19 protein-coding genes, 1 tRNA gene and 1 pseudogene are annotated in these 20,944 nt (G+C 69.4%); 11 read left to right on the forward strand and 10 right to left on the reverse strand.

Going from position 1 to position 20,944, the window contains the following annotated elements:
- Window positions 1–26 precede the first annotated feature (26 nt).
- Window positions 27–557 carry an SUKH-3 domain-containing protein gene (locus ACFWI9_RS00045; RefSeq protein WP_387157741.1) on the forward strand — a complete coding sequence of 177 codons (531 nt, stop codon included), beginning with the start codon at window positions 27–29 and terminating at the stop codon, window positions 555–557.
- 94 nt (window positions 558–651) lie between these two features.
- On the opposite strand, the gene ACFWI9_RS00050 is transcribed toward ACFWI9_RS00045, so the two are convergent.
- The gene (locus tag ACFWI9_RS00050; RefSeq protein WP_387157742.1) at window positions 652–2,007 is read right to left on the reverse strand and encodes a sensor histidine kinase; all 1,356 of its coding nucleotides are present in this window, start codon (window positions 2,005–2,007) and stop codon (window positions 652–654) included.
- Between the two features lie 320 nt (window positions 2,008–2,327).
- Here ACFWI9_RS00050 and ACFWI9_RS00055 point away from each other — a divergent pair, with 320 nt between their 5' ends.
- The 7 genes from ACFWI9_RS00055 to ACFWI9_RS00085 all read left to right on the forward strand — a co-directional run bounded on the left by ACFWI9_RS00055 (window position 2,328) and on the right by ACFWI9_RS00085 (window position 7,456).
- Complete coding sequence (locus tag ACFWI9_RS00055; protein WP_387157744.1) at window positions 2,328–2,567, forward strand: hypothetical protein; 240 nt, start codon at window positions 2,328–2,330, stop codon at window positions 2,565–2,567.
- A gap of 33 nt (window positions 2,568–2,600) precedes the next feature.
- Window positions 2,601–2,672 (forward strand) — tRNA-Gln (locus ACFWI9_RS00060).
- A gap of 111 nt (window positions 2,673–2,783) precedes the next feature.
- Window positions 2,784–4,232 (forward strand): bifunctional UDP-N-acetylglucosamine diphosphorylase/glucosamine-1-phosphate N-acetyltransferase GlmU, encoded by a 1,449-nt coding sequence (gene glmU, locus ACFWI9_RS00065; RefSeq protein WP_387157746.1) that lies wholly within the window; start codon window positions 2,784–2,786, stop codon window positions 4,230–4,232.
- 153 nt (window positions 4,233–4,385) lie between these two features.
- Window positions 4,386–5,360 (forward strand): ribose-phosphate diphosphokinase, encoded by a 975-nt coding sequence (locus tag ACFWI9_RS00070; RefSeq protein ID WP_387157748.1) that lies wholly within the window; start codon window positions 4,386–4,388, stop codon window positions 5,358–5,360.
- 215 nt (window positions 5,361–5,575) lie between these two features.
- Entirely contained in the window at window positions 5,576–6,184 is a 609-nt protein-coding gene (locus tag ACFWI9_RS00075) for a 50S ribosomal protein L25/general stress protein Ctc (RefSeq protein ID WP_387157750.1), read from the forward strand.
- 88 nt (window positions 6,185–6,272) lie between these two features.
- Window positions 6,273–6,869, forward strand: a complete 597-nt coding sequence (gene pth / locus ACFWI9_RS00080; protein WP_387157984.1) for an aminoacyl-tRNA hydrolase — start codon at window positions 6,273–6,275, stop codon at window positions 6,867–6,869.
- Window positions 6,870–6,934: 65 nt separating this feature from the next.
- On the forward strand, window positions 6,935–7,456 hold the full coding sequence (locus tag ACFWI9_RS00085) for a hypothetical protein (protein ID WP_387157751.1): 522 nt from the start codon (window positions 6,935–6,937) through the stop codon (window positions 7,454–7,456).
- Between the two features lie 105 nt (window positions 7,457–7,561).
- Here the strand turns inward: ACFWI9_RS00085 and ppc are convergent, their stop codons facing one another.
- The gene (gene ppc, locus ACFWI9_RS00090; protein ID WP_387157753.1) at window positions 7,562–10,291 is read right to left on the reverse strand and encodes a phosphoenolpyruvate carboxylase; all 2,730 of its coding nucleotides are present in this window, start codon (window positions 10,289–10,291) and stop codon (window positions 7,562–7,564) included.
- 343 nt (window positions 10,292–10,634) lie between these two features.
- On the opposite strand from ppc, the gene ACFWI9_RS00095 reads away from it, so the two are divergent.
- Window positions 10,635–11,651, forward strand: coding sequence for an acyl-CoA desaturase (locus tag ACFWI9_RS00095; protein ID WP_387157754.1), 1,017 nt, complete (start codon window positions 10,635–10,637; stop codon window positions 11,649–11,651).
- Window positions 11,648–12,316: a TetR family transcriptional regulator gene (locus ACFWI9_RS00100; RefSeq protein WP_387157756.1), complete on the forward strand. Its 669-nt coding sequence runs from the start codon at window positions 11,648–11,650 to the stop codon at window positions 12,314–12,316. The genes ACFWI9_RS00095 and ACFWI9_RS00100 overlap by 4 nt, the downstream gene beginning before the upstream one ends.
- A gap of 27 nt (window positions 12,317–12,343) precedes the next feature.
- Here ACFWI9_RS00100 and ACFWI9_RS00105 read toward each other — a convergent pair whose 3' ends face one another.
- The 3 genes from ACFWI9_RS00105 to ACFWI9_RS00115 all read right to left on the reverse strand — a co-directional run bounded on the left by ACFWI9_RS00105 (window position 12,344) and on the right by ACFWI9_RS00115 (window position 14,436).
- Entirely contained in the window at window positions 12,344–12,988 is a 645-nt protein-coding gene (locus tag ACFWI9_RS00105; RefSeq protein WP_387157758.1) for a Uma2 family endonuclease, read from the reverse strand.
- Between the two features lie 189 nt (window positions 12,989–13,177).
- Window positions 13,178–13,540: a VOC family protein gene (locus ACFWI9_RS00110; protein ID WP_387157760.1), complete on the reverse strand. Its 363-nt coding sequence runs from the start codon at window positions 13,538–13,540 to the stop codon at window positions 13,178–13,180.
- 41 nt (window positions 13,541–13,581) lie between these two features.
- Window positions 13,582–14,436, reverse strand: a complete 855-nt coding sequence (locus ACFWI9_RS00115) for a trans-aconitate 2-methyltransferase (protein ID WP_387157762.1) — start codon at window positions 14,434–14,436, stop codon at window positions 13,582–13,584.
- A gap of 131 nt (window positions 14,437–14,567) precedes the next feature.
- Between ACFWI9_RS00115 and ACFWI9_RS00120 the strand changes: the two genes are divergently transcribed.
- Window positions 14,568–15,065 (forward strand): MarR family winged helix-turn-helix transcriptional regulator, encoded by a 498-nt coding sequence (locus ACFWI9_RS00120; protein WP_387157763.1) that lies wholly within the window; start codon window positions 14,568–14,570, stop codon window positions 15,063–15,065.
- Here ACFWI9_RS00120 and ACFWI9_RS00125 read toward each other — a convergent pair.
- The 5 genes and pseudogenes from ACFWI9_RS00125 to ACFWI9_RS00145 all read right to left on the reverse strand — a co-directional run bounded on the left by ACFWI9_RS00125 (window position 15,024) and on the right by ACFWI9_RS00145 (window position 20,845).
- The gene (locus ACFWI9_RS00125; RefSeq protein WP_387157765.1) at window positions 15,024–15,815 is read right to left on the reverse strand and encodes a LuxR C-terminal-related transcriptional regulator; all 792 of its coding nucleotides are present in this window, start codon (window positions 15,813–15,815) and stop codon (window positions 15,024–15,026) included. The genes ACFWI9_RS00120 and ACFWI9_RS00125 overlap by 42 nt on opposite strands.
- Before the next feature lie 892 nt (window positions 15,816–16,707).
- A pseudogene (locus ACFWI9_RS00130) lies at window positions 16,708–16,839 on the reverse strand (galactokinase family protein); the annotation flags it as partial.
- 24 nt (window positions 16,840–16,863) lie between these two features.
- Window positions 16,864–17,832: a UDP-glucose 4-epimerase GalE gene (gene galE / locus ACFWI9_RS00135; RefSeq protein WP_387157767.1), complete on the reverse strand. Its 969-nt coding sequence runs from the start codon at window positions 17,830–17,832 to the stop codon at window positions 16,864–16,866.
- Window positions 17,833–18,101: 269 nt separating this feature from the next.
- Window positions 18,102–18,788, reverse strand: coding sequence for a LuxR C-terminal-related transcriptional regulator (locus ACFWI9_RS00140; RefSeq protein WP_387157768.1), 687 nt, complete (start codon window positions 18,786–18,788; stop codon window positions 18,102–18,104).
- A 242-nt stretch (window positions 18,789–19,030) separates the two neighbouring features.
- Window positions 19,031–20,845 (reverse strand): ABC-F family ATP-binding cassette domain-containing protein, encoded by a 1,815-nt coding sequence (locus ACFWI9_RS00145; RefSeq protein WP_387157769.1) that lies wholly within the window; start codon window positions 20,843–20,845, stop codon window positions 19,031–19,033.
- Window positions 20,846–20,944 lie beyond the last annotated feature (99 nt).

The raw sequence follows: 20,944 nt of genomic DNA on the forward strand, positions 1-20,944 counted from the left end.
CAGCTGGCCCCCGCCGGAGACGAAAAATGCAGGACGAGACGACCAGACGAGGACGGCAGACCCGGATCGTGACCGAGCACAACAGCACCCGATTCCCCGTATCCGTCGACGCCGCGCTACGCCAAGCCGGCTGGCAACCCGGACGCTGGGACATAAAGCAAGCCGAACACTGGGCCGACGCCCTGCGCGCCCACCAGCCCCCCGCCGGCCACCGCCACACCGTCTTCCCCGCAGCCGTCGAAGCCTGGGCGGAATTCGGCGGCCTCCGCATCACCCCACCCGGACGAGGCCGCCAGATCGCACCCACCGCCATCCGCTTCGACCCACTCGCCGGACTCCACCTCGCCCGCACCCTCGGCGACCTCGGCCGCGCCCTCGACACCCGGCTCGCACCACTCGGCGAAGAAGGCGACGCACAGGCCGTACTGGCGATCGACACCGAAGGGCGCGTCTACAGCCTCGACCACACCGGGGACTGGTACCTCGGGCCCACCATCGACGACGCCCTCGGCACCCTGATCACCGGCGCCCAGCCGACCCGGCTCACCGCACCCTGACCCTGTCGGAACCCGGCCCGCCCACCGCCACTGACCGGCGCCGCTGATCACCGCCCTCCGACCACCGGCGCCCAGCCCAGCCCTGGCCAGGCCATCACGGTGACGGCAGCACCGCCGACACCCGGAATCCACCCGCGTCCGTAGGCCCCGACACAAACACCCCACCCAGCGCCGACACCCGCTCCCGCATCCCCACCAGACCATTACCGCCACTCGGCAGGCCCGCGTCCGCCGCACCGCACTCCGACGGCCCGTTCTCCACCTGCATCGCGATCTCCCCCGCCCGATGCGCCACCCGGACCCACGTCCGCGCGCCCGCCGCATGCTTGTGGACGTTCGTCAGAGCCTCCTGCACCACCCGGTACGCCGTCTGCTCCACCACCGCCCGATACGGACGCACCACCTCGCCCTGCACCACCAGCTCCACAACCATCCCCGCCAACCGGGACTGCTCCACCAACGGCTCCAGATCCGCCAGCGACGGACCCTCCTCCGCCTCCGCCGCCGCCACAGCAGCCGCAGCCGCCGCCTCCCCCACCGTGGCCAACGGCACGCGCGGTGCCGCGACCACACGCCCCACAGCCGCCGGACGCCCACCGGCCGCGCCCCCCACGCCAACGGCGTCATCCGCACGCAGCACGCCCAGCATCTCCCGCAACTCCGTCAACGCCTGCCGGCCCATGTCCCCCACCAGCGCCGCGTTCCGCACCGCCTTCTGCGGATCCTTCAGAGCCACCGCCTGCAACGCCGCCGCGTGCACCACCATCAGACTCACCCGGTGCGCCACCACATCGTGCATCTCACGCGCGATCCGCGTCCGCTCCTCCGTACGCGCCCACTGCGCCTGCTGCTCCGCCCGATCCGCCAGCAGCGAAAGCTCCTGCTCCAGACTGACCGCCCGCTCCCGCAGACTCTCCATCAACCGGCGCCGCGCCCCCACATACAGCCCCAGCAGCAACGGCGGCGCCGTCAGCCCCGCCGACATCACCAGCGACACCAGCGGCACATACCAGGAACCCGGATCGAAATCCGCCGACGCCACATCCTGCCGAGTCCGCACAAACGTCACGATCAACGTCCCCAGCAGGGACATCCCAGACAACGCGACGATGATCCGCCTCGGCGCCTCCGACGCGGCAAGCGTGTACAGCCCCACGATCCCCATCACGAAGCCCATCTCCGCAGGCGTGATCGCGATCGAAACAAGCACCACACTCGCCGGCCACCGCCGCCGCAACACCAGCACCGACCCGGCGACCAGCCCGAAGAGCACCCCGAGCGGCACCGCAAGCCCCGCCGTCTGGGCGAACCGCACCCCCTCCAGTGCACACTCCAACGCGGACACGAGCCCAAGGCCCACATCCAGCACCGCGCTGCGCCGTCTCCCCCACCACAGCCAGGAACGGGCTCCGGTGCCCGCCGAGTCCTGGTGTGCCCCCGTTGTGGTCATGCCTCACAGACTACGGAAAGCGTCCACCGGATTTCCGTGACGCCAACAGCACACAATGTGATCGAACACCCACTCAAACCGCCCAGACCCGCACGAACTACCGAATCGAGCACATCTTCGACACGGAATCCTGCATTCCGCCAGAGCCTGACCCCATGCCCACCACGAACGGCAAATACGCCGACTTCGAAGGCCTCCGCACCCAAGCCATCACCTGCGCCGCGAAGGCCTCAGCCTCCGCCAGATCCGCGACCGGCTCCACATCGACAACAACGACATCCTGCACAGGCTCGTGAAAGGCGAGCCGAATGCACTTCCGGGTGAGCACCCACGAGACCGCCGACACGGGTGAGGCCGAGCGGTTCCGAGCCGACCTCGCGGGAGTCGATCCGACAAGCTTCAAGAAGACAACCCTCAAGCGCCACAATCCCAGGACCGTCCGGAAGAACGCCGCAGAGGCCTATCGGGGCTACCTCATCACCCATGCCACCAAGAGTGCCGATCTCTACCGTCGCATGGAAGGCGCTTGGTACGGCATAGTGTTGGGTGCAACCCGGTAACCCGGCAGAATGTCCGGTTTACTCGGTTTATATTCCCCTGTGGTGTAATGGGTAGCACTGAGGCTTTTGGTGTCTTATGTCCGGGTTCGAGTCCTGGCGGGGGAGCCTTGCTTGGTTCGGGTCCTGACCTCTCCGGTCAGGACCCGCCCTCATTTCACTCCTGAAACCCCCCGCTATCCTTCGGTTGTCCACCACCCAGAGCCGAAGGGCATTCCCGTGAGCGCCAACCGCCCGGCAGCCGTCGTCGTCCTCGCAGCGGGTGAGGGCACCCGCATGAAGTCGAAGACCCCCAAGGTCCTCCATGACATCGCCGGGCGTTCACTCGTCGGGCATGTCGTCTCCGCCGCCCGCGAGCTGGACCCGCAGGAGCTTGTCGTCGTGGTCGGCCATGCGAGCGAGCAGGTCAAGGAGCACCTGGCAGCGCACTACCCGGGTACGCGTACGGCGTTTCAGGCGGAGCAGAACGGCACCGGCCATGCGGTGCGGATGGCGCTCGGAGAGTTGGGGCGGGCGCCTGAGGGGATCGTGGTGGTGGTCTGCGGCGATACTCCGCTGCTGTCCGGTGAGACGTTGGGTGCGCTGGTTGCGACGCATGCCGCTGATGGCAACGCGGTGACGGTGCTGTCGGCCGAGGTGCCGGATGCCACGGGTTACGGCCGGATCGTGCGTGATGCGGCGTCGGGTGCGGTGACGGCGATCGTGGAGCACAAGGACGCGAGTGACGCGGAGCGCGGGATCCGGGAGATCAATTCCGGGGTGTTCGCGTTCGACGGGCAGTTGCTGGCGGACGCGCTGGGCAAGGTGCGTACGGACAACGTGCAGGGTGAGGAGTACCTCACCGACGTGCTGGGCATTCTTCGTGAGGCGGGGCACCGGGTGGGTGCGTCGGTGGCGGGAGATCACCGGGAGATCCTGGGGATCAACAACCGTGTGCAGTTGGCTGAGGCTCGTGGGCTGCTGAATCGGCGGTTGCTGGAGCGGGCGATGCTGGCGGGTGTGACGGTGGTGGATCCGTCGTCGGTGCTGGTGGATGTGTCGGTGACGTTCGAGCCTGACGCGGTGGTTCATCCGGGTACGCAGCTTCTGGGTGCCACGCATATCGGCGGGGATGCCGAGGTGGGTCCGAACACGCGGTTGAGGGACACGACGGTGGGCAGTGGCGCGCGCGTGGACAACGTGGTGGCCGAGTCGGCTGTGATCGGTGAGGGCGCGTCGGTGGGTCCGTTCGCTTATCTGCGTCCGGGTACGCGGCTCGGTCCGCGGGCGAAGGCCGGTACGTACGTGGAGATGAAGAACGCCTCGATCGGTGAGGGGACGAAGGTTCCGCACCTGTCATATGTGGGTGATGCGACGATCGGTGATTTCACGAACATCGGCGCGGCGAGTGTGTTTGTGAACTACGACGGCGAGTCGAAGCATCACACGACGATCGGTTCACATTGCAAGACGGGTTCGGACAACATGTTTGTTGCTCCTGTCACAGTGGGGGACGGTGCGTACACGGCGGCGGGGTCGGTGATCACCAAGGATGTGCCTCCGGGTTCGCTGGCTGTGGCCCGTGGGCAGCAGCGGAATATCGAGGGTTGGGTGGCTCGCAAGCGGCCGGGGAGTGCTGCGGCGCAGGCGGCTGCTGAGGCGGTTCGGCAGTTCAACGACGAAGGCTGACCGGAAACAGGCGCGCCGTTCTCGGCGTACCGTGATACGTGCACATGTAGGGGACCTGGGGATGTCCCAAGGGTGCACACCCCCCTGGCTGGCTCGCCGTTTGCAGGGACGCGCGGATCAGCACCAGAGCGACACGGCTGAGGAGACAGTGTTGTGACCGGGATCAAGACGACCGGCGAGAAGAAGATGATGTTCTTCTCCGGCCGCGCCCACCCCGAGCTGGCGGAGGAGGTTGCGCACCAGTTGGGTGTGGGCCTGGTGCCGACGCGAGCGTTCGATTTCGCCAATGGTGAGATCTACGTCCGTTTCCAGGAGTCGGCGCGTGGGGCGGATTGCTTTCTGATCCAGAGCCACACGGCTCCCATCAACAAGTGGATCATGGAACAGTTGATCATGATCGATGCTCTGAAGCGGGCTTCTGCCCGGAGCATCACCGTGATCGTCCCGTTCTACGGTTACGCCCGCCAGGACAAGAAGCACCGGGGCCGCGAGCCGATCTCGGCGCGACTGGTGGCCGATCTGATGAAGACGGCGGGTGCGGACCGGATTCTCACGGTCGATCTGCACACGGACCAGATCCAGGGGTTCTTCGACGGTCCGGTGGATCACCTGTTCGCGCTGCCGCTGCTGGCGGACTACGTGGGTGCGAAGGTGGACCGTTCGAAGCTGACGGTCGTTTCGCCGGACGCGGGCCGGGTGCGGGTGGCGGACCGCTGGTGTGACCGTCTGGACGCTCCGCTGGCGATCGTGCACAAGCGTCGCGACAAGGACGTGGCGAACCAGGTCACGGTCCATGAGGTGGTCGGCAATGTCGAGGGCCGGGTGTGTGTGCTGGTAGACGACATGATCGACACGGGTGGCACGATCTGTGCCGCGGCTGACGCGCTGTTCGCGCATGGCGCCGAGGACGTGATCGTGACGGCGACGCACGGTGTGCTGTCGGGCCCGGCGGCTGACCGGCTGAAGAACTCGAAGGTGAGCGAGTTCGTGTTCACGAACACGCTGCCGGATCCGGGCAATCTGGAGCTGGACAAGATCACGGTGCTGTCGATCGCGCCGACGATCGCGAGCGCGGTGCGTGAGGTGTTCGAGGACGGTTCGGTGACGAGCCTCTTCGAGGAGCAGTAAGAACCATCGGCCCGGGCTGGGACTTGGGCTTGGGCTAGATCGATTTCCGGGGCGGCCTCCCCGCCGAGTAGACTGCACAGGTTGCTCGGCGAGGGAGGCCGTACTCATACGCATGTACGCGTGTGTACGGCGGTCCGTTATCGACGCGCTCTTCGTAGCAGGCCAGTCGTGGCCGGGTGACTGTTCCGTTTCGTCACCGCTTACGAGGAGTGCATATGTCCGAGGTGAAGATCACCGCCGAGATCCGCAGCGAGTTCGGCAAGGGTGCCGCCCGCCGTATCCGTCGCGAGGACAAGGTTCCCGGCGTTCTGTACGGCCACGGTTCGGACCCGATCCACATCACCCTGCCGGGCCACGAGCTGCTGATGGCGCTGCGTACGCCGAACGTCCTGCTGGCGCTGGACATCGAGGGCAAGAAGGAGCTGGCGATCCCGAAGGCCGCGCAGCGTGACCCGCTGAAGGGCTTCCTGGAGCACGTCGACCTGCTGCTGGTGAAGCGCGGCGAGAAGGTCACCGTCGAGGTGCCGGTGCACGCCGAGGGCGAGCTGGCTCCGGGTGGCAACCTGCTGGAGCACGTTCTGAACGCGCTGCCGGTCGAGGCCGAGGCCACCCACATCCCCGAGTCCTTCTCGGTGTCCGTCGAGGGCCTTGAGGCCGGTGCCTCCGTCGTGGCGAAGGACGTCGAGCTGCCCAAGGGTGTCACCCTTGCCGTGGACGAGGACGCTGTAGTCCTTCAGGTTCTGGCCGCGCAGGCCGAGGAGCCGACCGAGGGTGAGGAGGCCCCTGAGGCCGAGGCTGCTCCCGCTGAGGGCGCCGAGGGCTGATCAGGCCCTGTTCCTGCTTTTCGCTGTCACCGCCCCCCGTGCCGTCCGGCGCGGGGGGCGGTGTTGCTATGAAGGAGACATGCAGCAGATGACGACGGACGCGGCGGCTCCCTGGCTGGTCGTGGGGCTCGGCAATCCCGGGCCGGACTACGCGGGCAACCGCCACAATGTGGGGTTCATGGTGGCCGATCTGCTCGCCGAGCGGATGGGCGGGAAGTTCAAGCGGGCGACGAAGGCACAGGCGCAGGTGGTGGAGGGGCGGATCGGTCCTCCGGGTCCGACGAACCGCCGGGTGATCCTGGCGAAGCCGATGTCGTACATGAATCTGTCGGGCGGGCCGGTGACGGCGCTGCGGGATTTCTACAAGGTGCCCGTGGACCACGTCGTGGCCGTGCATGACGAGCTGGACATCGACTTCGGGGTGCTGCGGCTGAAGCTGGGTGGCGGGGACAACGGCCACAACGGGCTGAAGTCGATGACGAAGGCGATGGGTGCCGACTATCACCGGGTGCGGTTCGGTATCGGGCGGCCGCCGGGCCGGATGCAGGTGGCGGATTTCGTCCTGAAGGATTTCTCGTCGGCTGAGCGCAAGGAGCTGGGCTACTTCGTGGACCGGGCGGCGGACTCGGTGGAGTGTCTGGTGTCGGATGGCCTGGAGCGGGCGCAGAGCACGTACAACTCCTGACAAGCCCCTCATAGCACCGGTCGGAGGTTGACCTGGTGCGGGCGGGTACCGAAGGATCGCGCTCCATGAAGCGCGAGTCGTCCCGGAAGCCGGCGTCACGGAGGCGGAAGCAGGAACGGAAGCGGAAGCCGTCCGGCCTGGTGGTCGAGCATGGGCGTCGCGCCGCCATGGTGCTGGTGGCGGTGCTGCTGCTGGCCGCCGGGGTGTGGTCGTCGTGGGGAACGGCGCAGCATGTGGTGCTGTCCAAGGGGCGTGAGCACGGCACGCTGACGGTGGAGCGGTGTGGTGCGCAGACGTGTACGGGGCCGTTTGATCCGGAGGGGTCTCCGGGGGCCCGTGACGGTATGACGATCGGCCGGTCGGTGGCGGTGGCCAGGGGCGAGCGGCTGGATGTGGTGGTGAAGCCGGGCACGGACGAAGTGGTGCGTGCGGGCTGGCCGGGGGCGCTGCACGCGTGGGTGCCGCTGGGCGGGGCGCTGCTGCTCGCGGCGCTGGTGATCGGGGGCGGGCTGCGGTTGGCGCGGGTCGCCTGGGGGGTGGCGGCGGCTGGTGGGGCGCTGCTGCTGGGGGCGTTCTTCGCGCTCTGATCGAGCCGCGTCCGATCGAGCGCGTCCGATCGAGCGCGCGCGGGAGGCGGGGGTCCGGTCGTTCCAGACCCCCGCCTCCTTCCGTATGCGTATGCGGCGCGGGTGTCAGCCGGTGTTGCGCAGCCCGGCGGCGACTCCGTTGACGGTGAGCAGCAGTGCTCGTGACAGCAGCGGGTCGGCTTCCTCGCCGGCTTCGGCTGCTGCCCGCTGGCGGGCGAGCAGGGAGACCTGGAGGTAGGAGATCGGGTCGAGGTAGGCGTCGCGGATGGCGAAGGTCTGCTGGAGTGCCGGGTTGGAGTCGAGGAGCTGCTTGCCGCCGGTGATCCGCAGTACTTCCTGGACGGTGAGGGCGTGCTCGGTTTCGATGGTGGCGAAGACGTGCTTGAGGTGTTCGGGTACGAGGGTGTCGACGTAGTGCCGGGCGATGCGCAGGTCGGTCTTGGCGAGGGTCATCTCTACGTTGGAGATGAAGTTACGGAAGAAATGCCACTTCTCATACATTTCTTCGAGGGCGGAGTCGAGTCCGGCGTCCCGCATCGCCTTGAGTCCGGCGCCGACGCCGTACCAGCCGGGCACGATCTGCCGTGACTGGGTCCAGCCGAACACCCAGGGGATGGCCCGCAGTCCGTCGAGTCCGGCGCCGCTGTCGGGACGGCGTGAGGGGCGCGAGCCGAGGTGGAGTTCGGCGAGCTGGTCGACGGGGGTGGCGGCGAAGAAGTACGCGGGCAGGTCCGGGTCTTCGACCAGGCGCCGGTAGGCGGCGTGGGCGGCGTCGGACGCGGTGTCCATCGCGGCGTCCCAGCGGGCGAGGGCCTCGTCGGGCTGGCGCGGGGCGGTGTGCAGGGCGGAGGCCTGGAGGGTCGCGGCGACCGTCAGTTCCAGGTTCTCCCTGGCCAGGGAGGGGATCAGGTACTTGTCGGAGATGACCTCGCCCTGTTCGGTGACCTTGATCTCGCCTTCGAGGGTGCCCCAGGGCTGGGCGAGGATGGCCTCGTGGGTGGGGCCGCCGCCGCGGCCGACGGTGCCGCCGCGCCCGTGGAAGAGCCGCAGCCGCACCCCGTAGCGGTGTGCGACGTCACGCAGCCGGCGCTGGGCTCGGTGGATCTCCCACTGGGAGGTGGTGATACCGCCGAACTTGGACGAGTCGGAGTAGCCGAGCATGACCTCCTGGACATCGCCGCGCAGGGCGACGAGCCTCCGGTAGGAGGGGTCGGCGAGCATGCCGTCGAGGATGACGTCGGCTGCCTTCAGTTCGTCGGTGGTCTCCAGCAGCGGCACGATGCCGATCTTCGCCCAGCCGGCATGCAGGTCGATCAGTCCGGCTTCGCGGGCGAGTACGGCGGCGGCGAACACGTCGTCGGCGCCCTGGCACATCGAGATGATGTACGACTCGACGACCTCGGGGCCGAAGCGTTCGAAGGCTTCCTTGACCGCGTGGAACACGCCGAGGGTCTTGGCCCCGGCGGCGTCCAGGGGTGCGGGGGTGGGGGCGAGCGGCCGGCGGGAGCGCAGCTCCTTGGCGAGCAGCTTCTGCCGGTAGTCGCGCGGCATGTCGGCGTAGCGCCAGGTCTCCTCGCCGAGCCGGTCGAAGAGCTGGCCGAGTGCGTGGTGGTGGGCGTCGGCGTGCTCGCGTACGTCCATGGTGGCGAGCTGGAGCCCGAAGGCGGCGATGGTGCGGATGGTGCGGTCGAGATGGCCGTCGGCGAACAGGGCACCGCGGTGGGCGCGCAGTGAGGTCTGGATGAGTGCCAGGTCGTGCAGCAGTTCCGCGCTGCCGAGGTAGTCGCGGCCCGGCTCGTGGGCGCGGCCCTTGGCGAGGCGCTTGCGGGTGTTGACGATCTTCTGCCGGATGCAGGTGGCCTTGAGGCGGTAGGGCTCCTCGGCGTTCAGCCGCTTGTAGCGGGGGCTGATCTCGGGGAGGCGTTCGAGGTCGGCCTGGAGGGATTCGAGGAGTTCCTCGGTGGCTCCGGTGTAGCGGATGGAGTTCGACAGCAGGGCGCGTAGCTGGTCGATGGATTCGAGCGCGTCGGTGATGCCGTGCTCGTGCTGGAGGATCAGTACGTCGCGGGTGACGTCGGGGGTGACGTTTGGGTTGCCGTCGCGGTCGCCGCCGATCCAGGTGCCGAAGGTGAGCGGGCGGGTGCCGGGGGGCAGCTCGACGCCGACGCGTTCGAGTTCGGCGGCGAGGTCCTCGAGTACGTCGCCGACGGCGCCCGCGTGGAGTTCGTCCAGGTAGTAGATGGCGTTGCGGGCCTCGTCGGCGGGCTCGGGGCGGACCACGCGAAGCTCGTCGGTCTGCCAGACGAGGTCGATGTTCTCGGCGAGCCTCAGGTCGTGGCGGCGCCGGTCGGCGGCGATGACCGGGGTTTCGAGGAGTTCGGCGACGCGCCGGAGCTTGTTGAGTACGGAGCGGCGGGCCGCTTCGGTGGGGTGGGCCGTGAACACGGGCCGTACGTTGAGGTTGCGCACCGTTTCACGCAGGTGCTGCGGGTCGGCGTCCTTGAGCATGTCGGCGGTACGGGACAGCAGCCCGCCCTCGGCTGCGCGCCGTTCCCGCAGCTCACGCCCGCGGTGCACCTGTTCGGTGACATTCGCCAGGTGGAAGTACGTGGAGAACGCCCGTACGAGCTTGGCGGCGGTCTCCAGGTCGGTGTCGCCGAGCAGCGCGGCGGCTGCCTCGCCGTCCGTACGGGTGAGGGCGCGGACCCGCTCGACCAGGTCCAGGAGGTCCGGGCCTTCCTGGCGTACGAGGGTCTCGCCGAGCAGATCGCCCAGTCGGCGGATGTCCGAGCGCAGTTCGGCGCTGGCGGTTGAGGTGTTGTCGGCACTGCTCACAGGTGCGGCTCCTTGCAGTGTTTGAGCACGTCTGGAGGGGTTTCCGGAGTCTTGCGGACCGCGCTGTCCGACGGGGAACAGGATAGGCGGCCGCTCTCGCGGCGTCGGCCAGGGCCCTCTTGCCGCGAGGCTGCGCGCTGCCATACTTACGACGCCGTAGGTTACGGAACCGTAGACAGACACGGACAGCCATAGACGGCCGTATACGGCTACAGAAGCCACAGACGGGTACAGAAGCCACATACGGCCCAGACGACAGCAGACGGCCACCCGCTACAGACAGCCGCGGTCAGTCACAGCCAACCGCGGACCATTCGCACATCTCACCCGCCAGGGGACCCCCATGACCACAAGCCCCGATGTGATCGACGACGCCCAACACCCCCATGACGAACACGAAGGACACGACAAGAACCCAGAGGGTGGACCCGCTCTCCCCCTCGCCACGCTCGGCGGCGACAAGAAGCGCTCGGTCGAGCAGATCGCCCTGCTGGCGTTCATCACGGTGCCGTTCCTCGCCCTGCTTGCGGCCGTACCGCTGGCCTGGGGCTGGGGTGTGAGCTGGCTGGATCTGGGACTGATGGTGGCGATGTACTACATCAGCTGCCACGGCATCACGATCGGCTTCCACCGCTACTTCACCCATGGATCCTTCAAGGCGAAGCGCCCGCTGCGGATCGTGCTGGCGGTGATGGGTTCGCTGGCCGTGGAGGGTCCGCTGGTGCGCTGGGTTGCGGACCACCGCAAGCACCACCGGTTCTCGGACGCCGAAGGTGACCCGCACTCGCCGTGGCGCTACGGGGAGACGGTCCCGGCGCTGATGAAGGGTCTGTGGTGGGCCCATATCGGCTGGATGTTCGACCAGGAGCAGACGCCGCAGCAGAAGTATGCCCCCGACCTGATCAAGGACCCCGCGCTGCGGGCGGTGTCCCGCCAGTTCGCGCTGTGGACGGTGGTGTCACTGCTGATCCCGCCGCTGGTCGGCGGTCTGGTGACGATGTCGTGGTGGGGCACGTTCACCGCGTTCTTCTGGGGCTCACTGGTACGGGTCGCGCTGCTGCACCATGTCACCTGGTCGATCAACTCGATCTGCCACGCGGTCGGGAAGCGGCCGTTCAAGTCCCGGGACCGCTCGGGCAATGTGTGGTGGCTGGCGGTGCTGTCCTGCGGCGAGTCGTGGCACAACCTGCACCACGCCGACCCGACCAGCGCCCGGCACGGTGTGATGCGCGGCCAGATCGACTCCAGCGCCCGGCTGATCCGCTGGTTCGAACTGGCGGGCTGGGCCTACGACGTACGCTGGCCCAGCGCGGACCGGATCGACGCCCGGCGGCAGACGCGCCCCGCGAAGACGGCATGATTGACGACGTGGCGATTGACGGCAGCAGCAGCGAAAGGCCCAGGCGGGTACGCAGGGTGCGGATGACCGGGGCGGAACGACGCCAGCAACTGCTCGACATCGGCCGGGCGCTGTTCGCCGAGCGTGGATTCGAGGGCACCTCGGTGGAGGAGATCGCGGCGAAGGCCGGGGTCTCCAAGCCGGTGGTGTACGAGCACTTCGGCGGCAAGGAGGGCCTGTACGCGGTGGTGGTGGACCGCGAGATGCGCCAGCTCCTGGACATGGTGACGGGGGCGCTCACCGCGGGGCATCCGCGTGAACTGCTGGAGCAGGCGGCGTTCGCGCTGCTCGACTACATCGAGACGTACACCGACGGCTTCCGCATCCTGGTGCGTGATTCGCCGGTCGCCCAGTCGACCGGCACCTTCGCGTCGCTGATCAGCGATATCGCCACGCAGGTCGAGGACATCCTGGGCATGGAGTTCAAGAACCGCGGCTTCGACCAGAAGCTGGCGCCGCTGTACGCGCAGGCGCTGGTGGGGATGGTGGCGCTGACCGGCCAGTGGTGGCTCGACGTCCGCAAGCCGAAGAAGGCCGAGGTCGCGGCGCATCTGGTGAATCTGGCGTGGCACGGCCTGGACGGCCTTGAGCAGAAGCCTCGGCTGATAGGGCACCGCAAGAGCTGAGCGCGCTCCGGGTCGGGTCGGATCGGTTCAGGACTGCTCCGGCGGTTCCGGCCTCCGGGTGATCTCCGCGCCGATGGCGAGGCCCTTGGCGGGCCCGGAGGGCACGATCGCGTCCGTGCCGTACGGGACCCGGTGCTCGTCTTCGTAGACGGCCTTCCCGGGGTTGGGGGTCGTGAGGATCAGCACGACACCGTCTCCGTCGTGGTCGTCCACGAGGACGTAGACGGGGATGCCGGCGCGGGCGTACTCACGGCGCTTGCGCACCCGGTCGCGCTCGGTGTTGAGGCGGCCCGGCGAGACGACCTCGACGACCAGGGACACCCCGGAGGCGTCGACGCCCCAACCGTATTCGTCGGGGATCTCATCGGGATCGGCGGGCCCTACGAAGAGATCGGGGATCCAGACCTTGCGACGGTAGACGACGTTGCCGTCATGGAACACCTCGTAATCACTGTCGGCCAAATGGGTGTCCAGGGCCTTCCGGAGGCGGAAAATAGGCACCATGTGGCGGCGAACGCCGGTGGGCGACACTTCGATGGCTCCCTCGATGATCTCGGCGCGGTAGCCCTCGGGGAGATCCATGGCCTTCCACGCCTGCCACAGAACCTCGTCCAGATCGGAGACCGGGCTGTCAGCCACCACCGGGATCACCTCGTGCGCGAGAGCGGTCATCGTGAAGTACCACCTCTCAGAGTCTGGGCGCGGGCGCCACCGCGGCACAAGCGACACCGCGACGCTATGCGCGGGCGTGTACCGCGTGAGGGGGTTCGGCCGTCGTTCACCCGATCGGGGAGCGGGGCGCGGCCAGGGTGACCGGTGCCCCTCGCCGACGGGTGGGCCGTCGGCGAGGGGCAGCCGGGGTCACGCCAACGGCTCCAGGAACTCCAGGCGGTTGCCCACCGGGTCCTCCGAGTAGAAGCGGCGGTGGCCGGGGAGGTTGTCGTCCCAGACGACCTTGGCGCCATGGGATGCGAGGCGGTCGGCGTAGGCCTCGATGCCGGTGACGCGTAGGCCGGGGTGGGCCTTGCGGGCCGGGTGGAAGTCCTGCTCGATGCCGAGGTGCAGCACGACGGCTCCCGCCTGGAACCAGCAGCCGCCGCGTGCGGCCAGGACCGGTGGCTTGGGGATCTCGGTCATCCCGAGGACATCGGTGTAGTAGGCGCGCAGTGCGTCCTCGCTGCCGGTCGGTGCGGCGAGCTGGACGTGGTCGACGGCGGTGAGCATGGGTCCCCCTGTGTGCTGTGCGGTTGCCGGTGCCGGTGGTGTCAGTCGGTGTCAGTCGGTGTCTGGACGGCCTTCCGGGCCACCGCGAAGATCCTGCGGAACGGGAACACCGTGCCGTGCGGACCCGGCGGGTAGGCCTTGCGGAGCAGGTCGCGGTACTGGTCGAGGAATTCGGCCGCCGCGTACTCGTCCCCCTCGAGCGCGGTGAGGACCGGCCGCAGCGCCGTGCCCTTCACCCAGTCGAGTACGGGGTCGTCGCCGCCGAGGAGCTGGGAGTAGGTGGTCTCCCAGACGTCCGTCTCACAGCCGAGGTCGGCCAGTCGCAGCAGGTAGTCGGCAGGCTCCAGGACGTGGACGAAGCGGCGGCCGTGGTCGCCGAGGCGGTCGCGCCAGCGCGGTGAGTCGCACAGTTCGCCGAGCAGGGCATGGCTGGGTGAGGTGAAGTTTCCGGGCACCTGGAAGGCGAAGGTGCCGCCGGGCGCGAGGCCGTCGATCCAGGCGGCGAAGGAGCCGGGGTGGCCGGGCACCCATTGGAGAGCGGCGTTGGAGACGATCAGGTCGTAGGGCTCGTCGGGAATCCAGTGCGCGGCGTCGGCGAGGCGGAAGTCGATCGAGCCGCCGCCGGGGGTGGGGCCCGCGTGCTCCCTCTCGGCGCGGTCGAGCATCTCCGGGGAGAGGTCGAGTCCGGTGATGCGGGCGTCGGGCCAGCGGTCGGCGAGAAGGGCGGTGACGTTGCCCGGTCCGCAGCCGATGTCGGCGATACGGGCGGGCCGGCCGGCCGGCCCGGCGTCATGCGGCAGGTCGGGTATGCGGGCGAGGAGGTCGAGGAACGGGCGGGCGCGATGCCCGGAATGCCGGAGGTACTGCTGAGGATCCCAGGTTGGTACGGAATGCATGTTCGAGCCCCCTTGCAGGAAGGTAGCAGCCAAGCGGAACGAAGTTCCGGCCCGACCATGCCCCATAGTCCACCCGACTATATCTTGACGTCAAGAGACTTCATGTCGAGGGACCCTCTACACTGATCAGCATGGAGGACGAGGTCGACCGACTGGTTGCTGCTTGGCGCCGCGAGCGCCCCGACCTCGACGTGGAACCGCTCGAGGTGCTCAGCCGTATCTCCAGGCTGGCCCGCCATCTCGACCGCGCGCGCCGGCTGGCGTTCTCCGAGCACAGCCTGGAGCCCTGGGAATTCGACGTCCTGACGTCCCTGCGGCGCGCGGGCGCGCCCTACCAGCTCTCCCCGGGCCAGCTCCTCACACAGACCCTGGTGACCTCGGGCACGATGACCAACCGCATCGACCGCCTCGCGAAGAAGGGCCTGGTCGAGCGACTGCCCGATCCGAGCGACCGGCGCGGTGTGCTCGTCCGGCTCACCCCGGAGGGACGGGACCGCGCCGATCAGGCGCTGGCCGGACTGCTGGACCAGGAGCGGGCGATCCTGGCCGAGCTGTCCCGGACCCAGCGCGGCGAACTGGCCGCGCTGCTACGCCAGTTGACCGCCCCGTTCGACAACGTTCCCGGCTAGACCAGCCGGACCCAGCTCCACCGGCCCGACACCGGCCCGGCGGGCCAGCGCCACCGCGGCCAGGGTGGAGTGCACCCCCAGCTTCCCCAGCACGTTCTGCATATGCGTGCGGACCGTGTGCGGGGACAGGAAAAGCCGCTCCGCGACCGCCTTGCGGCCGAGCCCCGCGACCATGCAGCGCAGCACCTCGCGTTCACGCGGAGTCAGGGACTCCACGAGCTGCTCGCTCTCCGTGCGGTGCTTGCGCGCCGCGGTCAGCTCCCGCAGTACGGCGGTGAGCAGCGCGGGCGGCAGATGGGTCTCCTCGCGGAGCACGCCCCGGATCACCGTGAGCAGCCGCTGCAACGAGCAGTCCTTGGCCAGCCAGCCCGACGCGCCGGCTTGCAGCGCGAGCGCCGCCCGGCGCGGGTCGTCCTTCTCCGCGAGCACGACGGAACGTACCGCGGGCCGGGCCGAACGGACCGCCGCCACCAGGGATATGCCGTCCACGAAGCCGCCCTCGCCGTTGTCCGGCACGGCGCGGGCGATGACCGGGGCGGCGCCCGCCGCCGCGGCCACGCCGAGGTCCGCGTCCACGAGCATCACGTCGAATCTGCGCCCGTCCGCCGCCGCGCGGTCCATACAGCGCAGCGCCGCCGGTCCGCTCCCGGCCGCGGCCACCTCCACGTCCGGCTCCGCCGCGAGCGCCGCGGCCAGCGACTCGGCGAAGATTCGGTGGTCGTCCACCACCAGGACCCGAATTCGAACCACGACACCCCCAAGCTGCGTATTCCGGAATATTCCGGCACACTTCAACGAGCTCCGCCGCGCTCGTACGGCACCCGAAGGAGCACCGTGCCCGCACCGGCGGCCGTCGCCGCGTTCTGACTTGATTACCCCACCCGGGGCGGCGTACCCGACCGTCTCGCCCCCTGATCAGCACCGGCCCCCACCAGTGCTGTGCTTCAGAGTAAGGCTGAGCCCGGGAAGCGGAAGCACATTGACAGAACTGTTTGGCCAGCATGTTCACCGTGTGCCAGGTGTTTCGTTCTGAGACAGAAGTAGACAGGGATCGGCACGTTTCCCGGTCATATCGCACTGACATGACGCCCTGGCACAGCCCCCTGTCAGCCGTCACGCCGCCGTTCCACGGGAGGCGTCGGGCGCCATGGGACCGGGGCTGCGGGGACGGCCCCGGTTCGGCGTACCGGCCGCCGCGAACCCCGGGTGATCGTGGTCGCCACGGCGCCGGGCGCGTCCCGCTCGCCCTCCGGGACGAGCGTCGCCGAGCCGCCGAAGCCCCGCCCCGTGGGCCGCCGCACCACCAGGTACGGATCCGCGCAGGGCACCCGCAGTTCGGCCCATGGCGAGCACGGCCCTCGGTCAGCAGGGGTCCGGCAGAATCCGGCGGAACACTGATCAACGGCGTGGACGAGTGAGCGGTACGCCCCACTCGGCCTGGCATGGCTCCGGTGAGGGCATGGCACACGTGCCAGGGGCCCGACGGCATACCCGGCACCCGTCAGCGCCGGCGCTCCACAGCGGTCGGGCGGTTGCACCGGCGGGGGTGTCGCGCAGCGCGCGCACACCCAGCGCCCCGCGCCGCGGCCTCGAGTCCGGCGCGTAGCCGCTGGTACGCGCCGTACCCGCGCGTGCCGCGCCCGGTGGGCCGGGCCACGGCGGCGACCGCCGCCCGCGGCAGCGCGTAGGGCGGTACGCAGCCGCCGTCGACGTCGGTGTACTCGCCGATCAGGTTGAACCTGCCGGGTGCGGCCCAGCGGCCCTCGGGGGCCGTAACGGCCCTGAGCCCGGCGTCATCTCACCCGTGCCCCGCGGCCCTGGCCCGCGCGAACTCCCAGGCGTCGGTGATGATCCCGGCCAGGTCGGCCCGCGACGGGCTCCAGCCGAGCCGATCATGGGCCGCGGCGGCGGAGGCGACGAGTACGGCCGGGTCACCCGGGCGCCTGGCGGCGGCGATCTCGGGCACCGGATGGCCGGTGACCTTGCGGACGGTCTCGATGACCTCGCGGACGGAGAAGCCGTTGCCGTTGCCGAGGTTGCAGATGAGGTGCTCGCCGGTGGTGATCCGGTCCATGGCGAGCAGATGCGCCTCGGCCAGGTCGGCGACGTGGATGTAGTCCCGTACGCAGGTGCCGTCGGGCGTCGGGTAGTCGTCGCCGTAGACGGAGATCGCCTCACGCGTACCGAGAGCCACTTCGAGGACCAGCGGGATCAGATGCGACTCGGGGTCGTGGCGTTCACCGCAGTCGCCGTACGCACCGGCCACGTTGAAGTAGCGCAGCGATGCCGCGCCGAGTCCGTACGCGGTGCAGTGGCCGCTGATCATATGGTCGACGGCCAGCTTGCTGGCGCCATAGGGGTTGGTGGGAGCGGTCGGGTCGGTCTCGGTGATCGGGGTCGAGGCCGGCTCGCCGTAGGTGGCGGCGGTGGACGAGAACACCAGCTTGCCCACGCCCGCCGAGCGCATCGCGGACAGCAGCGCCATGGTCCCGCCGACGTTGTTCGTCCAGTACTTCTCGGGGTCCGCGACCGACTCGCCGACCTGGGAGTACGCGGCGAAGTGGAACACCCCGTCGAAGCCGGGGTCCAGCCAGCGGGCGGCGTCCTGGACGCGGCCCTCGACGAACTCAGCGCCGTCCGGGACGCCCGCCCGGAGGCCGGTGGACAGATCGTCGAGCACCGTCACCCGGTGGCCCGCCTCCAGCAGATGTGCCACCACGACACTGCCCACATAGCCGGCCCCGCCCGTCACCAGATAGTCGCTCATGTGGTCGTCGCCACCTCTCGCAGTCACTCGGCCGCGGCCCCGGGCCGCACATCGTTCCTGAACACGCTCATGCCGGACTCGGACTCGGACCGGCGCGAGGTGTGCGAGGCGGAGTCACCACGCCGCTCGTCGCCGTACGGCGCTTGGGCCGCGCGCCGACACAGGACGTCGGCGGCGCGTCGGAGCCGAGAATCCGGTCGAAGCGCCTCAAGAGTCCCAGATCGATCTGTGGGAACTCTATGCGCGCGCCGTAGCCGCGTTCGCGCAGGTCAGGAACCAGCCTGCCGGGGCACTTCCGGAGCGCGGTCCAGCAGGCCCGTGCGGGCCGCGAGGGCGGCCGCCTCCAGCCTGGAGCCGACGCCGAGTTTCATCAGCACACGCTGCACATGGGTGCGGGCGGTGCTGGGGGCTATGCCCATGCCCGCGGCGATCAGCCGGGTGTCCTCGCCCTCGGCCACCCGGACGAGGACCTCCACTTCCCGTGGGGTGAGCATCCGCAGCAGGCGCTGCCCTTCGTCGTCCGGCTGGACCGCCGGGTTCAGCAGCTCGGCGAAGGCCCCCTGGAGGAGCTGCGGCGCGACCGCCGTCTCCCCCGCGCGGGCCTTCATCATGGCGCGCTCGACGCCTTCGATGCGCTCGTCATGGCGCACGTATCCGGAGGCTCCGGCCGCGAACGCCGCGGCTATCCCGCGCGGCGACGGTACGGGCCCCAGCACCACCACCGCGACCTGCGGGCGCTCCCGCTTGATCCGCGCGATCGGGTCGAAGACCCCCGGCTCGGCGGGTGTCGCCGTGCCCAGCAGGCAGACCTCCGGCGCCCTGCTCACCACCAGCTCGGCCGCTCCCGCCGTGGGCGCAGCCGCGGCGAGCACCCGGTGCCCGCGCAGTTTGAGCGCCGATGCGAGCGCCTCCGCGAGCAATCGGTGGTCATCGACCACCATGAGCCGCACACCCATTCGAGCAAACCCCCCAATACCCCTGGAGTCGGCCCCCCGGCCACCCAGCCCTGTTGACCCGGCAAGCTACACGCTTGTTCGACGTTGTGCGCCCGTTACCTGCCAGAAGCCCCCCAGATTGCCGAATTCTTCGCCAAAACGGCCCGGCGCCCCGATCGATTGGATCAGGGCGCCGGGCTCGTTCGGCAGGTTCGTTCGGCCGGGACCCGCTCGCGGGCGGCGTCTCCCGCCGCGCGGACGGTTCAGGAGTCCTCGGCCAGCTCCAGCCAGCGCATTTCCAGCTCCTCGCGCTCCGCCGCCAGTCCACGCAGCTTCGCGTCGAGCTCCGCCACCTTTTCGAAGTTCGTCGCGTTCTCGGCGATCTGCGCGTGCAGCTTCGTCTCGCTCTCGGAGAGCTTGTCCAACTGCCGTTCGATCTTCTGGAGTTCCTTCTTCGCGGCGCGCAGTTCGGCGGCGGACTTCTCGGGACCGGCCGACTTGCCGGCCGCCGCCGGGGCGACCGGGGCCGGGGCTGCGGCCTCGATCATCCGCTGGCGCCGTTCCAGGTACTCCTCGATCCCGCGCGGAAGCATCCGCAGCGCGGCGTCACCGAGCAGCGCGTACACCTGGTCGGTGGTGCGCTCCACGAAGAAGCGGTCGTGCGAGATCACGATCATCGACCCCGGCCAGCCGTCGAGGACGTCCTCCAGCTGGGTCAGGGTCTCGATGTCGAGGTCGTTGGTGGGCTCGTCCAGGAAGAGCACGTTCGGCTCGTCCATCAGCAGCCGCAGCAACTGGAGCCTGCGCCGCTCGCCGCCGGAGAGGTCGCCGACCGGGGTCCACTGCTTGTCCTTGGAGAAGCCGAACTGCTCGCAAAGCTGCCCGGCCGTCATCTCCCGCCCCTTGCCGAGATCGACACGGTCCCGCACCTGCTGCACGGCTTCCAGCACGCGAAGGGCGGGGGCGAGTTCGGCGACCTCCTGCGAGAGGTAGGCCAGCTTCACGGTCTTGCCGCTGACGATCCGCCCGGCAGTGGGCTGCACCTCGCCCTCGCTGCGGGCGGCCTCCGCCATGGCCCGCAGCAGCGAGGTCTTCCCGGCGCCGTTGACCCCGACCAGCCCGATCCGGTCACCGGGACCGAGCTGCCAGGTCAGATGCTTCAGCAGCACCTTGGGACCGGCCTGGACGGTCACGTTCTCCAGGTCGAAGACGGTCTTCCCGAGCCGGGTGGTGGCGAACTTCATCAGCTCGGACGTGTCGCGCGGCGGCGGCACGTCCTTGATCAGCTCATTGGCCGCCTCGACCCGGAACCGCGGCTTCGACGTCCGCGCCGGCGCCCCGCGCCGCAGCCAGGCCAGCTCCTTGCGGACCAGGTTCTGCCGCTTGACCTCCTCGGTGGCGGCGATGCGCTCCCGCTCGGCGCGGGCGAAGACGTAGTCGGAGTAGCCGCCCTCGTACTCGTACACCGTGCCTCGCTGCACATCCCACATGCGGGTGCAGACCTGGTCGAGGAACCACCGGTCGTGTGTGACGCACACCAGCGCCGAACGCCGCGCCTGGAGGTGCCGGGCGAGCCAGGCGATGCCCTCCACGTCGAGGTGGTTGGTGGGCTCGTCCAGCACGATCAGGTCCGGCTCGCCGATCAGCAGCTTGGCCAGCGCGATCCGCCGCCGCTCACCACCGGACAGCGGCGCGATGACGGTGTCGAGACCCTGCGGGAACCCGGGCAGGTCGAGCCCGCCGAACAGCCCGGTGAGCACATCCCGGATCTTGGCGTTCCCGGCCCACTCGTGGTCGGCGAGGTCGCCGATGACCTCGTGCCGGATGGTGGCACCCGGGTCGAGCGAGTCATGCTGCGTCAGCACCCCGAGCCGCAGCCCGCCACTGTGGGTGACCCGCCCGGTGTCGGCCTCCTCCAGCTTGGCGAGCATCCGGATGAGGGTGGTCTTCCCGTCCCCGTTGCGCCCGACGACACCGATACGGTCCCCCTCGGACACGCCGAGCGACACTCCGTCGAGCAGGGCACGGGTGCCGTACACCTTGCTGACTGCCTCGACATTGACCAGGTTGACGGCCATTTCTCTCCTGACGGGGGGATCGATCGACATCCCAGCCTAGTGCCGTGACCGGCACCGGCCGTCGGCGGACCGGCACCGCCCACCCGATCTCGAACACCC

Origin of the sequence: Streptomyces sp. NPDC127084 (assembly GCF_042724175.1) — a bacterium.
In the GTDB taxonomy this organism is placed as follows: domain Bacteria; phylum Actinomycetota; class Actinomycetes; order Streptomycetales; family Streptomycetaceae; genus Streptomyces.

Excerpts from the sequence above, each read along its gene's own strand:
- ACFWI9_RS00045 (WP_387157741.1), top strand. The coding sequence starts at position 27 with ATGCAGGACGAGACGACCAGACGAGGACGGCAGACCCGGATCGTGACC.
- ACFWI9_RS00050 (WP_387157742.1), bottom strand. The coding sequence starts at position 2,007 with ATGACCACAACGGGGGCACACCAGGACTCGGCGGGCACCGGAGCCCGT.
- ACFWI9_RS00075 (WP_387157750.1), top strand. The coding sequence starts at position 5,576 with ATGTCCGAGGTGAAGATCACCGCCGAGATCCGCAGCGAGTTCGGCAAG.
- pth (WP_387157984.1), top strand. The coding sequence starts at position 6,273 with ATGACGACGGACGCGGCGGCTCCCTGGCTGGTCGTGGGGCTCGGCAAT.
- ACFWI9_RS00085 (WP_387157751.1), top strand. The coding sequence starts at position 6,935 with ATGAAGCGCGAGTCGTCCCGGAAGCCGGCGTCACGGAGGCGGAAGCAG.
- ACFWI9_RS00095 (WP_387157754.1), top strand. The coding sequence starts at position 10,635 with ATGACCACAAGCCCCGATGTGATCGACGACGCCCAACACCCCCATGAC.
- ACFWI9_RS00100 (WP_387157756.1), top strand. The coding sequence starts at position 11,648 with ATGATTGACGACGTGGCGATTGACGGCAGCAGCAGCGAAAGGCCCAGG.
- ACFWI9_RS00105 (WP_387157758.1), bottom strand. The coding sequence starts at position 12,988 with ATGACCGCTCTCGCGCACGAGGTGATCCCGGTGGTGGCTGACAGCCCG.
- ACFWI9_RS00110 (WP_387157760.1), bottom strand. The coding sequence starts at position 13,540 with ATGCTCACCGCCGTCGACCACGTCCAGCTCGCCGCACCGACCGGCAGC.
- ACFWI9_RS00115 (WP_387157762.1), bottom strand. The coding sequence starts at position 14,436 with ATGCATTCCGTACCAACCTGGGATCCTCAGCAGTACCTCCGGCATTCC.
- ACFWI9_RS00120 (WP_387157763.1), top strand. The coding sequence starts at position 14,568 with ATGGAGGACGAGGTCGACCGACTGGTTGCTGCTTGGCGCCGCGAGCGC.
- galE (WP_387157767.1), bottom strand. The coding sequence starts at position 17,832 with ATGAGCGACTATCTGGTGACGGGCGGGGCCGGCTATGTGGGCAGTGTC.
- ACFWI9_RS00140 (WP_387157768.1), bottom strand. The coding sequence starts at position 18,788 with ATGGGTGTGCGGCTCATGGTGGTCGATGACCACCGATTGCTCGCGGAG.
- ACFWI9_RS00145 (WP_387157769.1), bottom strand. The coding sequence starts at position 20,845 with ATGGCCGTCAACCTGGTCAATGTCGAGGCAGTCAGCAAGGTGTACGGC.